Source organism: Devosia enhydra (assembly GCF_900119845.1).
Classification (GTDB): domain Bacteria; phylum Pseudomonadota; class Alphaproteobacteria; order Rhizobiales; family Devosiaceae; genus FPKU01.
In genome coordinates, this window is the sequence record NZ_FPKU01000001.1 from 1,079,653 (window position 1) to 1,091,919 (window position 12,267).

General features: G+C 64.7%; 14 protein-coding genes and 2 tRNA genes. 6 read left to right on the forward strand and 10 right to left on the reverse strand.

What is annotated here, in order from left to right; all coding sequences use genetic code 11:
* Positions 1–9 precede the first annotated feature (9 nt).
* The 3 genes from BT183_RS05290 to BT183_RS05300 form a co-directional block, all read right to left on the reverse strand.
* The gene (locus BT183_RS05290; protein ID WP_072339662.1) at positions 10–213 is read right to left on the reverse strand and encodes a hypothetical protein; all 204 of its coding nucleotides are present in this window, start codon (positions 211–213) and stop codon (positions 10–12) included.
* Positions 214–382: 169 nt separating this feature from the next.
* Positions 383–456: transfer RNA gene (locus BT183_RS05295), tRNA-Cys, on the reverse strand.
* A gap of 159 nt (positions 457–615) precedes the next feature.
* Positions 616–1,305 (reverse strand): outer membrane protein, encoded by a 690-nt coding sequence (locus BT183_RS05300; RefSeq protein ID WP_072339664.1) that lies wholly within the window; start codon positions 1,303–1,305, stop codon positions 616–618.
* Between the two features lie 216 nt (positions 1,306–1,521).
* Here BT183_RS05300 and BT183_RS05305 point away from each other — a divergent pair, with 216 nt between their 5' ends.
* The 4 genes from BT183_RS05305 to BT183_RS05320 all read left to right on the forward strand — a co-directional run bounded on the left by BT183_RS05305 (position 1,522) and on the right by BT183_RS05320 (position 3,988).
* Positions 1,522–1,947, forward strand: a complete 426-nt coding sequence (locus BT183_RS05305; RefSeq protein WP_072339666.1) for a BA14K family protein — start codon at positions 1,522–1,524, stop codon at positions 1,945–1,947.
* A 94-nt stretch (positions 1,948–2,041) separates the two neighbouring features.
* On the forward strand, positions 2,042–3,232 hold the full coding sequence (locus BT183_RS05310; RefSeq protein WP_072339668.1) for a benzoate/H(+) symporter BenE family transporter: 1,191 nt from the start codon (positions 2,042–2,044) through the stop codon (positions 3,230–3,232).
* On the forward strand, positions 3,205–3,882 hold the full coding sequence (gene mobA / locus BT183_RS05315; RefSeq protein ID WP_072339670.1) for a molybdenum cofactor guanylyltransferase: 678 nt from the start codon (positions 3,205–3,207) through the stop codon (positions 3,880–3,882). The genes BT183_RS05310 and mobA overlap by 28 nt, the downstream gene beginning before the upstream one ends.
* 30 nt (positions 3,883–3,912) lie before the next feature.
* Positions 3,913–3,988: transfer RNA gene (locus BT183_RS05320), tRNA-Asn, on the forward strand.
* A 113-nt stretch (positions 3,989–4,101) separates the two neighbouring features.
* Here the strand turns inward: BT183_RS05320 and BT183_RS05325 are convergent.
* Genes BT183_RS05325 through BT183_RS05335 form a run of 3 tightly spaced genes read right to left on the reverse strand, consistent with a single transcriptional unit; the run spans position 4,102 to position 7,072 of the window.
* Entirely contained in the window at positions 4,102–5,139 is a 1,038-nt protein-coding gene (locus BT183_RS05325; RefSeq protein WP_072339672.1) for a sensor histidine kinase, read from the reverse strand.
* A complete protein-coding gene (locus tag BT183_RS05330) occupies positions 5,139–5,585 on the reverse strand; it encodes a response regulator (protein WP_072339674.1) in 447 nt (148 codons plus the stop codon). The genes BT183_RS05325 and BT183_RS05330 overlap by 1 nt, the downstream gene beginning before the upstream one ends.
* Complete coding sequence (locus BT183_RS05335) at positions 5,582–7,072, reverse strand: sensor histidine kinase (RefSeq protein ID WP_072339676.1); 1,491 nt, start codon at positions 7,070–7,072, stop codon at positions 5,582–5,584. The genes BT183_RS05330 and BT183_RS05335 overlap by 4 nt, the downstream gene beginning before the upstream one ends.
* A gap of 152 nt (positions 7,073–7,224) precedes the next feature.
* Here BT183_RS05335 and BT183_RS05340 point away from each other — a divergent pair, with 152 nt between their 5' ends.
* Entirely contained in the window at positions 7,225–7,602 is a 378-nt protein-coding gene (locus tag BT183_RS05340; RefSeq protein WP_072339678.1) for a response regulator, read from the forward strand.
* Between the two features lie 49 nt (positions 7,603–7,651).
* Here the strand turns inward: BT183_RS05340 and BT183_RS05345 are convergent, their stop codons facing one another.
* From BT183_RS05345 to BT183_RS05360, 4 genes are all read right to left on the reverse strand, one after another.
* Positions 7,652–8,671 carry a sensor histidine kinase gene (locus BT183_RS05345; protein ID WP_244545248.1) on the reverse strand — a complete coding sequence of 340 codons (1,020 nt, stop codon included), beginning with the start codon at positions 8,669–8,671 and terminating at the stop codon, positions 7,652–7,654.
* 2 nt (positions 8,672–8,673) lie between these two features.
* Entirely contained in the window at positions 8,674–9,117 is a 444-nt protein-coding gene (locus BT183_RS05350; protein WP_072339680.1) for a response regulator, read from the reverse strand.
* Positions 9,110–11,305 (reverse strand): ATP-binding protein, encoded by a 2,196-nt coding sequence (locus tag BT183_RS05355; protein WP_342078003.1) that lies wholly within the window; start codon positions 11,303–11,305, stop codon positions 9,110–9,112. The genes BT183_RS05350 and BT183_RS05355 overlap by 8 nt, the downstream gene beginning before the upstream one ends.
* A gap of 212 nt (positions 11,306–11,517) precedes the next feature.
* Positions 11,518–11,769 (reverse strand): YdeI/OmpD-associated family protein, encoded by a 252-nt coding sequence (locus BT183_RS05360; RefSeq protein WP_072339684.1) that lies wholly within the window; start codon positions 11,767–11,769, stop codon positions 11,518–11,520.
* Here BT183_RS05360 and BT183_RS05365 point away from each other — a divergent pair.
* On the forward strand, positions 11,768–12,235 hold the full coding sequence (locus BT183_RS05365) for a VOC family protein (RefSeq protein ID WP_143145673.1): 468 nt from the start codon (positions 11,768–11,770) through the stop codon (positions 12,233–12,235). The genes BT183_RS05360 and BT183_RS05365 overlap by 2 nt on opposite strands.
* The last annotated feature ends 32 nt before the right edge of the window (positions 12,236–12,267 follow it).

The following is a 12,267-nucleotide window of genomic DNA, read 5'->3' on the forward strand; positions in this document are numbered from 1 at the left end:
TCGCGCTTGCTAAAGTCGTATGTCGGAACCGTCGTCGCTGGCTAGGCGGCGATCGAGTTCGCGTTCGGCTCTTGCGTCCGCCATTTCCTGCGAGTTGCTGTTCAATGCCTGGATAAGGCCTCGAAGCAGGTCGTTGGTCTCCTGCTGGAGTTCGGCCTGTCGGTCGACCGACCGCTTTAACTCATACATCATTTCGTCGAGCTGATCGCTCATGGGCGTTCTCCCGTTCTCATCCGTGTGGCTAATCGTGTGCCATGGATTTGCGGGACACAATTGGGATTCGTTGAAATGCCTTGCGAATCTTTGGCACACGGCCGGCACATGAAAAAGGCCCGGATCGCTCCGAGCCTGCCGCAAGTCCCTGCAAAATCTAGTGAATTTTTGGAGGCCACGTCCGGAATCGAACCGGAATACACGGATTTGCAATCCGCTGCGTAACCACTCCGCCACGTGGCCTCTGGAGCGGCGTTTTAGTGAATGCTGACAGGGCACGCAAGGGCCTGAACGCATGCGCCACAAAAATCACGCTCGGCTAAGCCCTTGGTACCAGTGCTTCAAGCGCGAATTGAAATGGTGCCGCCGGTCAGCCGGCGACACCATTATCGTAACACGAGATCAGAGGCCGAAGCGCAGGGTCGCTTCGACGCTGTGCGCGCCGGCCGCATCGAGCGTCACCGGATCATCGCCGCCGTCAACCAGCTCGACTTCGCCGCGATAGGAGTACTTGTAACGGCCACCGAGCGACACGCCGTCGGTCAGCTGGAATTCGAGACCGGCAAAGGCCTGGGCACCCCAGGTCCAGCCATTGTCATCGAGGGCATCAGGGCCAAACTCGCCGGCGGGCACGGAGAGCGCAACGTTGACGGCACCGATACCGGCGCCAACATAGGGGCGCCAACCGCCGAGATCCACGCCATAGACCGCATTGGCGAAGAGACCGAGAGCAGAAGCATCGCCCTCCACGTCCGTCGCGCCGAGGCCGTCGATCTCCGCTTCGCTGAGGCCGGCCATGGCGTAGCTGACCTCACCCTCGAAGGCGAGGCCCATGTCGGTGAGGAAGCCTACCGACGCGCCGATGGTGTAGCCCGAATCGGTGGTGACATCGGCTCCGACGGTGTCGCCGCCGAGCTCGAAGCTCGCACCCGAGGTGGTGCCGGCAAGCCAGCCGCCATGCAGGCCGATATACAGGTTCGAAGCGGTCGGCGGCAGGATTTCCGGTGCCGGTGCGGGCACATAGAGGTCGGCGGCGTAGGCCGAGCCGATCGATGCGGCCAGCACGGCCGAGGCGAGAAGAAGCGTCTTCATGGGAGCCCCCCAGTGGTTTTGCTACCAAATTCTTAACACCAGAGGGGCGCTTGAAAAGCCCGTCCGCGATGCCGCCTGCAAATTGCCGCCGCCTGTTGCTTAACCGCCTCACCTCTGCGCGCCCGCATCAGGGCCAACTTATTTGGGCGGGCCCGTGAACGAAAATCGAAGGTCCACGTTGTTCGCAGCAGAGGCACAATACAACGGGAGCACCTGATGAAAAAAGCAGCGTCCATTTTTGCAGTCGCAGCCATGGCCCTTACCAGCTTTACGGCCAGCGCCATTCCGGCGGCGGCGCAGTCCTTCAGCTTCGGCATGGGCAGCCGTGATGGCTATGTGAACGTCCAGTCGCGCAATTTCGAGCGCCGTGGCAACAATTATTACTACAACAACCACCGTGGCTATCGCGAACGCCGTCCGGGCTATCGCTATCACAATGGCTGGTGGTTCCCGCCCGCAGCGTTCGTGTTTGGCTCGATCGTCGGCGGCGCCATCGCCAGCGGCATCGCCCGTGAAAGCCGCGGCGGTTCCTACAGCGCCCATGTGGCCTGGTGTTCGGATCGCTATCGCTCGTATCGCGCGTCCGACAACACCTTCCAGCCCTATAACGGCCCCCGTCAACAGTGCATTTCGCCCTACTGATCGGCTGACCGGCTGGACTGAGAAGAGCGGCCTCCTTCGGGGGGCCGCTTTTTTTGCTGTCCGGCCCCATATCGGCTCATGCTAGATCGGGGCCATGAGCAACGCGCCCCCCTCCTCACCCGCCAAGCCTGGCCTTCCCGTCCAACCCGTAATCGCCGGCGTCCTTGCCGCCATGGTCGGCTATGCCAGCACCTTCGCGCTGGTCCTCGCCGGCCTTGCCGCCGCTGGCGCGACCCCCGCGCAGGCTGCTTCGGGATTGCTGGCCTCGACCCTTGCGGTCGCGCTGCTCAACATCGCCGTGGCGATGCAAACGCGAGTTCCGATCTCGTTCGCATGGTCGACGCCGGGCGTGGCGCTGCTGCTGAGCATCGGATCGCCGGAGGGCGGGTTTGCCGCAACCATCGGCGCGTTCATCACGGCCGGGGCGCTCGTCGTTCTCGCAGGGCTTTGGCCGCGCTTCGCGCGTCTCGTATCGGCCATACCGTCGAGCATCGCCAACGCGATGCTGGCCGGCATCCTGCTGTCGCTGTGCCTTGCGCCGCTGAGAGCCGTCGCCGAGATGCCGATGCTGGCGCTGCCCGTCATCCTTGCCTGGGCCCTGGCCCTGCGATTCGTGCGCCGCTATGCCGTGCCAGTGGCCGTGCTCGTCACGGTGCTCGTTCTCGCGACCACCACCAGCCTGCCCCCCGGCGCCTTCGACCAGGCCTGGCCGACGCCCGAATTCGTGTTTCCCGTGTTTACGCTCGACGCCACGATCCGCATCGCCCTGCCGCTCTTTGTCGTCACCATGGCCTCGCAGAACCTACCTGGGCTGGCCGTGATGCGCGCCAACGCCTATGCGGTGCGCCCGTCGCCGCTCTTCGTCCTCACCGGGCTCGCCAGCATCACAGCGGCCCCCTTCGGCGGTCATAGCGTCAATCTCGCGGCCATCACCGCCGCGATCTGTGCCGGCCCGGAAGCCGGTCCCGATCCGGCACGGCGGTGGATCGCGCCGGTTGCTGCCGGGTTCGCCTATCTGGCTCTGGCGCTGGCGGCCGGGCTCGCGGCGGCCTTCATCGTCGCATCGCCGCCCCTGCTCATCGAATCGGTCGCCGGGCTAGCCCTGATGACCAGCCTTGCCGGGGCACTAGCGGGCGCTCTCGATGATCCGGACGCCCGCCTGCCGGCCACGGTCACTTTCGTGACGGCCGCATCCGGGATCACGGTGCTCGGCATCGGCGCGGCCTTCTGGGGCATCCTTGCGGGGCTGGTGCTGGGATGGCTGATGCGGCGGCCAAAACCGTGACAATTGCCACTGTGATTCTGGCAGGGGGCAAGGGCACCCGCCTCGGCACCGTGGACAAGGCGCAGCTGCGTCTCTGGGGCGAGACCCTGCGGGACCACGTTCTCGCGCGCCTGCCAGGGGACGGCCCGATCCTCATAGCCATCGGCTCCGGCCGTTCAGACCGTCCCCTGCCCGACGGCGTGGTCGCGATAGCAGATGGCGCCGGTGATTCCGGTCCCCTCGCCGGAGTGTTGTCGGCGGCGCGTTGGCTCGCCTCACGCCGGCCCGACTGCACCCTACTCCACAGCGTGCCCGTCGATTCCCCTTTTCTGCCCCTCAACCTCGCGGCAACCCTCGAGCGCGCCCTGCCGCCTCATTGCGCGGCCATCTTTCCCCGTTGCCACGCGCAGGTGGCATGGGCGCATGGGCTGTGGCGGATCGAGGCCCTTCTCGCCGCCGGCAAATCGCTCGAGCCGCCTCTTCCGGGGCCACGCGGGCTCGCAGCGGGCGTGAACACGGCCGTGCTCGACTGGCCGGCCGATGGCGATGAGGATCCCTTCGCCGGCATCAACACCCTTGCCGAGCTCCTGGCGGCCACGCGCAAATTTGCTCGCGCGAACAATCCACAAGAGGTGAAATCAGGGCTTGGCAAAGCCGATCAAACCGGCTAAACGGACCCTGCCTTGCAGGTCAGGGCGTGTTCCGCGATAGCTCAGTTGGTAGAGCGTTCGACTGTTAATCGAATGGTCGCTGGTTCGAGTCCAGCTCGCGGAGCCATTTTTCCCAACCCAGTCAAATCTATGGGACTGATGCGCACTATGGTGCGCAGGGGTCATGCTGGCTGCGTTCGCCCGCTGGCCTAACAGCTTTGCGTACCAGAACCGAGGGCGTCAGAGCTGCAGGGTAAGTATCGCGGCCGTGCCCTGTGGCATCCGCTCATAGCGGAAGCTGCCGCCCAGTCCCGACGCCATCGCCTTGACGATACGGCTGCCAAGCCCGGTTCCCTTGACCGCACCGTCCCCCGCATAACCGATGCCGTTATCGATGACGGCCAGCTCGCCCTGGCCTTCACCCACCGTGCGGAAGCGGACGAGGATTTCGCCGCACCTCCCGTCCGGGAAGGCGTATTTGATGGCGTTGGTCACGAGTTCGGTGACGACGACACCGAGCGATACGGCCTTGTCGGTCGCCACCCGGGCGCCCTCGAGTTCGGTGCTGAGCTTAACCTGTCGATCGCCTTCGGCCACCGAGGTCACCAGGTGCTCGAGCAGGCCTTCGACATATTCATCGAGCGACACACCGCTGACGTCATCGGAGGCGTAGAGGCGGCGATGCACCAGCGAGACTGCGTAGATGCGGGCCTGGGTCTCTTCCAGCGCATCGCGGGCTGCCTGGTCCTGCACGGCCTTGGCCTGGAGGCTGACGAGCGAGGAAACGAGCGCCAGGCTGTTGGCCACCCGATGATTGACTTCGCGCAACAGCATTTCGGCCCTGTCGCGAGCGGCCCGCACAGCGGCCTCGGCAGCGATGCGCTCAGCCTCGAACCGGGCCTTCTGCGCCGCCTGCTCCAGTGCTGCGATCAAAAGGACCGTGAAGTCTTCGCTGACCGTCTTAGGCACGAAGTCGACGGCGCCAGCCTTCAGCGCGGAAACTGCGATGGCCGTTTCCGCCGAGCCGGTGACATAGACGATGGGCGGCGCCCCCTCGCGCTGTCCGAGTTCGGCGATGAGGTCCAGTCCGATGCCGCCGGGCAGATAGTGGTCGAGCGCAATGATGTCGATGCCGCCCTGTTCGAGCCGGCCGAGCGCCGCTTCCGCGTGAGGGGCGTGCACCACCTCGAATCCGACGCGACCGAGCCTGCGCTGGACCAGTCGGACCAGCGCATCGTCGTCATCGACATACAGCACACGGATCGGCGCGGAGGACATCAGGCGGTTTCCGGCACCTGGATCACCGAGAAGAACAGCCCCAGCTGCCGGATGGCATTGGCGAAGCTCTCATAATTGACCGGCTTGGTGATGTAGACATTGGCGCCAAGGTCGTAGCAGCGCTGGATCTCGCGGCTGTCGTCCGTGGTGGTCAGCACCACGACCGGCGAGCGCTTGGTGTGGACATTGGACTTGATCTTGGCGAGAATGTCGACGCCCGTCATGTCGGGCAGGTTGAGGTCGAGCAGCACCAGAAGCTGGCGGCCGGCACTGACTTCTCCGCTGCCATCGGCGCCGAACAGGTAATCGAGCGCGACGGTTCCGTTCTGGAACGGGATGATCTCGTTGTTGACGCCGGCGCGGCGGATGTTCTTCTCGATCAGGCGCGCATGGCCTTCATCATCCTCGATCATGATGATCGTTACGGGGCGGATATCCTGACTCATTTGGCATTCCCTTCCGGGGCGATAGCGAGAGCTCTGGGCAGTATCACGGTGAAGGCGGTGCCTTTGCCGAACTCGGAGGCCACGGTAATCTCGCCGCCGAGATTGCGCACCACGGATCGGACAAAGGCGAGGCCGATACCTTCACCCGGCTGGTCTTGTGCGCCCGAGCGCCTGAACAATTCGAAAATACGTTCGAGATCCTGTCCCGCGACGCCTCGGCCATTGTCGATGACTTCGATCGCGACGCGGTTTCCCGGCATCTGCCGTCCGCGGATGGTGATTTCGAGCGGCCGGCCCTTCTGACGGTATTTTACCGCATTGTCGAGCAGGTTTCCGAAGATCTGCTCCAGCGCAAGCCGGTCCGAGCGGATTGCGGGCACCTGAACGTCCAGAACCACCTGCCCCTCGCCCTCGGCCACCTGATGCTGCACGGCATCGGCGGCGGCCCGGAGCAGCGCATCGAGTTCGATCCGCTCGGGCCTGAGCACGCGTCGGCCTTCGCGCGAGAGCTTCAGGATGGCGTTGATCAGCCCATCCATCTTGCGGGTCGATGAGCGGATGAAACCGATGGCCTCGGGCAGATCCTCGGTCGCGGCGAGCCGGGCGGCTTCAATTTCGGGATCGTCGCCGCCGGCCCGCTCGATGACGGCACGGACGTTCTTGACGCTTTCTTCGAGCTCGCTGGTAAAGCCCATGATGTTGACCAGCGGCGCGCGCAGGTCATGGGTGACGATATAGGCGAAGCGCTGGATCTCCTCATTGGCGCGCGCGAGATCGGCGGTGCGCTCGTTCACCCGGCCCTCGAGCTCGGTATTGAGGGTGCGCACCTCATCGCGGGCCTGCGTCAACTCCCGCGTATAGCGCACGACCAGCAATGCCGCGCCACCGACGACGAGAATGATGATCAGCCCGCCGATGATATTGACGAGCCGCTGCGCATTGGCGTTCGCGCGCTGGTCGCTCACGCCCGTCGTGAGCCTCTCGTCGGCTGCATCGATAATGGCGCCGAGGAAGAACAGGCTTTCCTCCATCAGCTGCCGCCCAACATCGTTGGCGACGAGAGCCTGCGCCTCCGCCTCACGTCCCGCGCGCCGCAGCGCGATGGTCTCTTCCATCTCGCGCTGCTTGGCGGCGATCGCGTCCTTGAGCCGCGCCATGGGTTCGGTCGCCTGCGGATAGGGGACGAGTATGGACTCGAGCGCAGCGATCTGAGCGGGAAGCTGCGCTACTGCGGCGGTATAGGGTTCGAGATAGACGTCCTGCCCGGTGATGAGAAAGCCGCGTTGGCCACCCTCGGCCTGGGTCAGGGAATAGCGCAGGCCGACGGCAGCTACGCGGGCCTCGCGCGCCTCGATAACTTCGTCGAAAAAGCTCTGGCTGCGCTCGCCCAGCCAGATTGTGGTCCCCACGATGGCCAGGAGCGCCACAAGCCCGCCGATCAGCAGCAGGATCGTGGAACGGATGAAGGTCCGGCTGGTTACGGGCATGAGGCGGCACCTGCTTCGGGAGACGATTGTCCGTTCGTGATCAAATCTGGCGCGAGGGCTTGAGCAGGGCACTTCGTCGCGGCATGGAACGTGCGCGCCAATCCATGCGTTGGGCGCGTGACTTCCAGCGTCGAATTCTGCATGTAGGTTCCATGACCAGCGTTCTCCACGGCCGCCGCATCCTCATCGTCGAAGATGATGTCCTGCTCGCACTCGAACTCGAGGATATGTTGCAGGAGGCCGGGTGCGAAGTGGTCGGGCCGGTGGCGCAGCTCAAGACTGCGCTCGACGTTATTGACGCGAACCCGCTTGATGCCGCGCTGATGGATCTCAATCTGCGCGGCGAGCTGTCCTACCCGGCGATTGACGCGCTGCGCCAGCGCGGCGTGCCGGTGATTGTCGCGAGCGGTTATGCCGAACTGCCCAGCGTGCGGCAGAAACTCGACGGCATGCCGCTGTTGGGCAAGCCCTATGATCTCGAGCGCATCCGCGCCACGCTCGAGGGCATGCTGGTGCCCGCCGACGCCTGAACGGACCATCGAGCGGGCTGAAATCGTCCCTGTGCCGTTGCGCATCGCGTCAGTCTGCCGGAAAACGCAAATGACATGAGAAGCCCTCGGGCGCGAAGCTGATCGTGGCCTCGCCATCGAGGTCGTGGGCGAGGCTCCGCTCGAGCAGCGTCGTGCCAAAGCCGGCACGCTTGGGCGCCTCGACCGCCGGCCCCCCCTGCTCTTGCCAGTGGATATGCACGAGGCGGCGATCGCCATCCTCCTCGATAGTCCAGCGCGCCGTAACCGATCCCGTCTCGACCGACAGGGCGCCATGCCGAACGGCATTGGTGGCCAGTTCATGCAGCACGAGACTGAGAGTCAGCGCCGCCTTGGGCGAAAGCGCAACATGGGGTCCGCCGATCTCGAAAGCCCGATCCTCGCGGCGAAACGGACGAAGCGTGCGCTCCATCACCTGGGCGAGGTCGGTCTCGCTCCAGTTGGCCTCGAAAACCAGCGCATGCGCATCCGACAGCGCCCTGAGGCGGCTGATCAGGATGGTTTCGTAATCCTCGACGCTGTGCGCGCTCTTGGCGGTCCGGCGCGCGATCGACATCACGGTGGCCAGCGTGTTCTTCACCCGATGGCTGAGCTCTGCCACCAGCATCTGCAGCCGTTCTTCGGTACGGCGGCGTTCGATGCGCTCGCGATATTCGGCCACGGCCCGCTCTACCGCAGCGGGAAGGCGAATGAGCTTTTGCTTGAGCACATAATCGGTCGCGCCGCTGGTAAAGGAGGCAATCGCCGTCTCCTCCCCCAGAACCCCCGAAACGAAAATGAAGGGGGTCTCGCGCAGGCGTTCGCGCGCAAAACGCAGCGCCGAAAGCCCGTCGAAACCCGGTAGCGAATAGTCGCAGAGGATGGCGTCGTATCCGCCACGCTGAAGCGCCGCCAGATAGTCCTCGCGTCCCACGACGCGATCGACTTCCGGTATCGGCGCCAGCTTGGCGAGATACTCGCAGATCAGCTCGGCATCGAATGCGCTGTCTTCGAGCAGCAGCAGACGAAGCGGCTTGGGCGTCGGCGAAGGGGCCGACATCGAGGCGGTCATGATCAGCGCAATCTCGGGGGCGGTTCGTTAAGGATGGCCCAGAACACCCCAAGATCCTGGATTGCCTCGAAAAATTCCCGGAATTCGACAGGCTTGACCACGAAGGCGTTGACGCCCAGCTCATAGCTGCGCACGAGGTCGCGTTCCTCGCGCGAGGAGGTTAGCATCACGATGGGGATGTGGCGCAGGGCCGGATCCCCCTTGACCTTCTCCAGCACCTCCAGCCCATCGATCTTGGGCAGCTTGAGGTCGAGCAGCACGACTGCCGGACTGCTGTCGGGCCGACCGGCATGTTCACCCTGTCCATAGAGGTAGTTGAGCGCGTCCTCGCCGTCGCGGACGGTGACGATCTCATTGGCCAGCTGGCACTTTTCCAGCGCCGCCAGCGTCAGCTCCAGGTCGCGCGGATTGTCCTCGACGAGAAGGATGGGCCGCAGATCAGACATCGCTCTCTCCTTCGCCCGGCACTGGCAGGGAAAAATGAAAATGGGCACCCGCCCCGACTTCGCCTTCGGCCCAGATGCGGCCGCCGTGTCGCTCGACGATACGGCGCGCCAGAGCCAATCCTATGCCGGTGCCTTCGAAATCCTCGGCGCGCTGCAGCCTTTGAAACACTCCGAAGAGCTTGTCCTTATAGGCCATGTCGAATCCCACGCCATTGTCTTTGACATGGTAAACGCTTTCCCCGTCACGGTCTTCGCCCCTTATGCTGATCTCCGCGCGGTCCAGCGGTCCGGTGTATTTCACCGCGTTCTCGACGAGGTTGAACCACACCTGCCTGATCAGCGTCGGGTCGCCCCACGCATTGGGCAAAGGCCCGATCTGCCAGTCGATCTCCCGACCGGCCGTCTTGAGTTCCAGGGAATGCCGCACCTCGCGCACCAGCTTTCCCGTATCGATAGTGCGCGGCAATATGCTCACGCGGCCCACATGCGAGAAATTGAGCAGATCGTCAACGAGCTGCCCGGCGGCACGCGCCGCTTCGCCGATGCTTTCGAGATAATGGCGGGATTTGCCGTCGAGGTTCGTCTCGCGCTCGCGCAGCAGCTCCGCATAGCCCACGATATGGCGGAAGGGCGCCCGCAGGTCGTGGGAGACCGAGTACGAGAAGGCCTCCAGCTCCTTGTTGGACTTCTGCAGCTCTTCGGCCAGCTCGGCCACTTCCTCGGCCCGGCGCAGCACGATGCCGACGATCGCGGCCCTGAGATTTGCCGCCGCATCGCGCTCGGGATCCGTCCAGGGACGCGCGGTAAAGCGCACGAGCTCCTGCCAGGATGCAAAGGATTGTCTCGGGTGTATCCGCCCGTGCTCAGTCACTACCTTGTGCGGCTCGCCGGCCCAGCGCACCGTCCGCGTCACCTCCGGGCGGAACCAGAGCAGCCAGCTCGTATGGTAATCGGAAATCGGCACTGCCAACACGCCGCTCGCGACATCCGCCAGCCGCTCGGCTTCGGGCCAGATCAAGGGCAGGCTCGCGGTATCCCAGGGCAGCCCGTCGGCAATCGTCGCGAGCTGCGAAACGATCCAGCTCACATCGTCTGGCTCGGGCGTTGCACCGATGAGGATGGGCGCTTCGCCATCGACGATGATCGCCGCGCCGGTCGCGTCGACCAGTTCCAGTAGCGCCTCGGGCATGGCTTCGAGCCCGCGCGTCCACTGGCCCGAGCTGGTCATCGAGGCCAGAAGGTGCGAGTGGAGCTGCCCGAGCGCAAGGCGACGCGCAGCATCCGCGCCGCGAAGGCGAGCCGCGATCTCGGACGCCACCAGCTGCACCGAAAAATCGCAGAGACCGCGCATCTGCAACGACACCAGATGCGGCTGGGCGCTATGGCAGGCCACGAGGCCCCACAGCACCCCATCCACCATGATCGAGACGGACATGGAGGCCAGCGTCCCCATGTTGCGCATATACTCAAGATGCACAGGCGAAACGCTGCGCAGCACCGAATGGCTCAGATCGAGCCCCGGGCCGACGCGCGGACCGAGGGATTCGATCGGCACCGGAGCATAGCCCGCGTTCGGGATGATCCGCGTCCGGTTGAGAGCGTAAAGCTGCCGGGCCTGCGCCGGAATATCGGAGGCCGGAAACCTGAGCCCGAGATAGCTCGGCAGCCGGCCATTGCCATCCTCGCCTTCGACCAGCCCATTCCAGTCCGCATCGAACTGGTAGACCAGCGCACGATCAAACCCCGTCAGCGAGCGGATGAAACGCGCCGTGTGTGCGAGCAGTGCCGGAATATCGGGTGCGCCTGTCAGGTCTTCGGCAAAGCGCCGGACACGCGGAAACAACAGCTCCAGCGGTTCGCGGCCCTCGGCGGGTGCGGCCTCGAATTCGAGGATAAGGAGATCGCCGCTGCGATGAGCAACACTCTGCAGCACGCGGCCGGCGAGGCTGCCCTGCCATTCGCTCGACGGCAAGTCACCGGCGAGCCAGCGGCCGAGTACCCCGACCAGAGGCGCGGCCTCCGGAAGCGCCCTGAGATCGAGCGCCATGGGACCCAGCCAGTCCATCGCAGTCCTGCTCGCGCCGATCACCTTGAGCGATGCCGGATCGAGCACGAGAAGCGCGCCATGCGGCTGTATCGCGCCGGGCCGATGGATGGGCTCGCGCGCACAGGCGTCCAGATCAGTCATTGCACTCATAGGTTCCATGCCCGCTTCGTCGGATCGGCACGCGCCATATGGCTGGCCTCCGCCATCCTCGCTTCTGGGGCTGACGAACGTTGCTGTTCTACAACACCGACAGGCGTCTGTAACCCCAGCCCAGCGCCCTCCTGCGACGATGGCGGCATGCTCTGCTAAAGCCGGAATGCGCAGGGCCGCACTGACGTTGCAGGCCCTTCGGCTCAATCCCTGCGCGGGGCCCACTCCATCCGCATGTAGACGCCCCCTGCCCTCAGTTCGTCCAGCATCTGGGCGATGCGCTTGTCGCGCGTCTCAGTTCGTTTGGCCCTGCCGATCCAGCCCAGATAGTCATTGCGCTGATAGGCAGGCCTTGCCTCGTAGCGAGATCGCAAACCTTCGCCCTCAAGCAACCGCGCGATATCCTCGGGCATTTCATTGATGGCCCGGGTGAGACGGGCACTATCGACAGTCATGCAGGCACCTCCGGAACGCAACAGGAACATCCTGACAGCGCCGGAGCGTTACGGCAATCCGGGAGAGATCTTTTTGCGCGCCCTCGTCACCATCATCAGCCTCGCTGTAGCCGATCTCGAACGATCGCTGGCGTTTTACCGCGACGGCATGGGTCTTCCGACAACCGGCATCGCGGCGCCCGAGCACGGAGGCGACCATATCGCCTTTGCGTTCGATGGCGGGGTATCGCTCGTGCTCTACGATCGCCGCAAGCTGGCAGAACTGGGGAGCTCCGGGGCGACAGGCGGCACCATTCTGACCCAACCGGTCGAGCAGCGCGAGGATGTGGACGCCGTGCTGGCCCAGGCCCATGCTGCAGGCGGACGCCGGCTCGGTCCGCCCCGGTCCGAAAGCTGGGGTTATTCGGGCTATTTCGCCGACCCGGACGGTCATATCTGGGAGATCGTCTGGCTTGCCGAACAATAGGCCGGACCAGACGACCGCGACCATACACCCAA

Excerpts from the sequence above, each read along its gene's own strand:
- mobA (WP_072339670.1), top strand. The coding sequence starts at position 3,205 with ATGGCTGATGCGGCGGCCAAAACCGTGACAATTGCCACTGTGATTCTG.
- BT183_RS05350 (WP_072339680.1), bottom strand. The coding sequence starts at position 9,117 with ATGTCTGATCTGCGGCCCATCCTTCTCGTCGAGGACAATCCGCGCGAC.
- BT183_RS05345 (WP_244545248.1), bottom strand. The coding sequence starts at position 8,671 with ATGACCGCCTCGATGTCGGCCCCTTCGCCGACGCCCAAGCCGCTTCGT.
- BT183_RS05330 (WP_072339674.1), bottom strand. The coding sequence starts at position 5,585 with ATGAGTCAGGATATCCGCCCCGTAACGATCATCATGATCGAGGATGAT.
- BT183_RS05310 (WP_072339668.1), top strand. The coding sequence starts at position 2,042 with ATGAGCAACGCGCCCCCCTCCTCACCCGCCAAGCCTGGCCTTCCCGTC.
- BT183_RS05355 (WP_342078003.1), bottom strand. The coding sequence starts at position 11,305 with ATGACTGATCTGGACGCCTGTGCGCGCGAGCCCATCCATCGGCCCGGC.
- BT183_RS05305 (WP_072339666.1), top strand. The coding sequence starts at position 1,522 with ATGAAAAAAGCAGCGTCCATTTTTGCAGTCGCAGCCATGGCCCTTACC.
- BT183_RS05340 (WP_072339678.1), top strand. The coding sequence starts at position 7,225 with ATGACCAGCGTTCTCCACGGCCGCCGCATCCTCATCGTCGAAGATGAT.
- BT183_RS05290 (WP_072339662.1), bottom strand. The coding sequence starts at position 213 with ATGAGCGATCAGCTCGACGAAATGATGTATGAGTTAAAGCGGTCGGTC.
- BT183_RS05300 (WP_072339664.1), bottom strand. The coding sequence starts at position 1,305 with ATGAAGACGCTTCTTCTCGCCTCGGCCGTGCTGGCCGCATCGATCGGC.
- BT183_RS05360 (WP_072339684.1), bottom strand. The coding sequence starts at position 11,769 with ATGACTGTCGATAGTGCCCGTCTCACCCGGGCCATCAATGAAATGCCC.
- BT183_RS05325 (WP_072339672.1), bottom strand. The coding sequence starts at position 5,139 with ATGTCCTCCGCGCCGATCCGTGTGCTGTATGTCGATGACGACGATGCG.
- BT183_RS05365 (WP_143145673.1), top strand. The coding sequence starts at position 11,768 with ATGCAGGCACCTCCGGAACGCAACAGGAACATCCTGACAGCGCCGGAG.
- BT183_RS05335 (WP_072339676.1), bottom strand. The coding sequence starts at position 7,072 with ATGCCCGTAACCAGCCGGACCTTCATCCGTTCCACGATCCTGCTGCTG.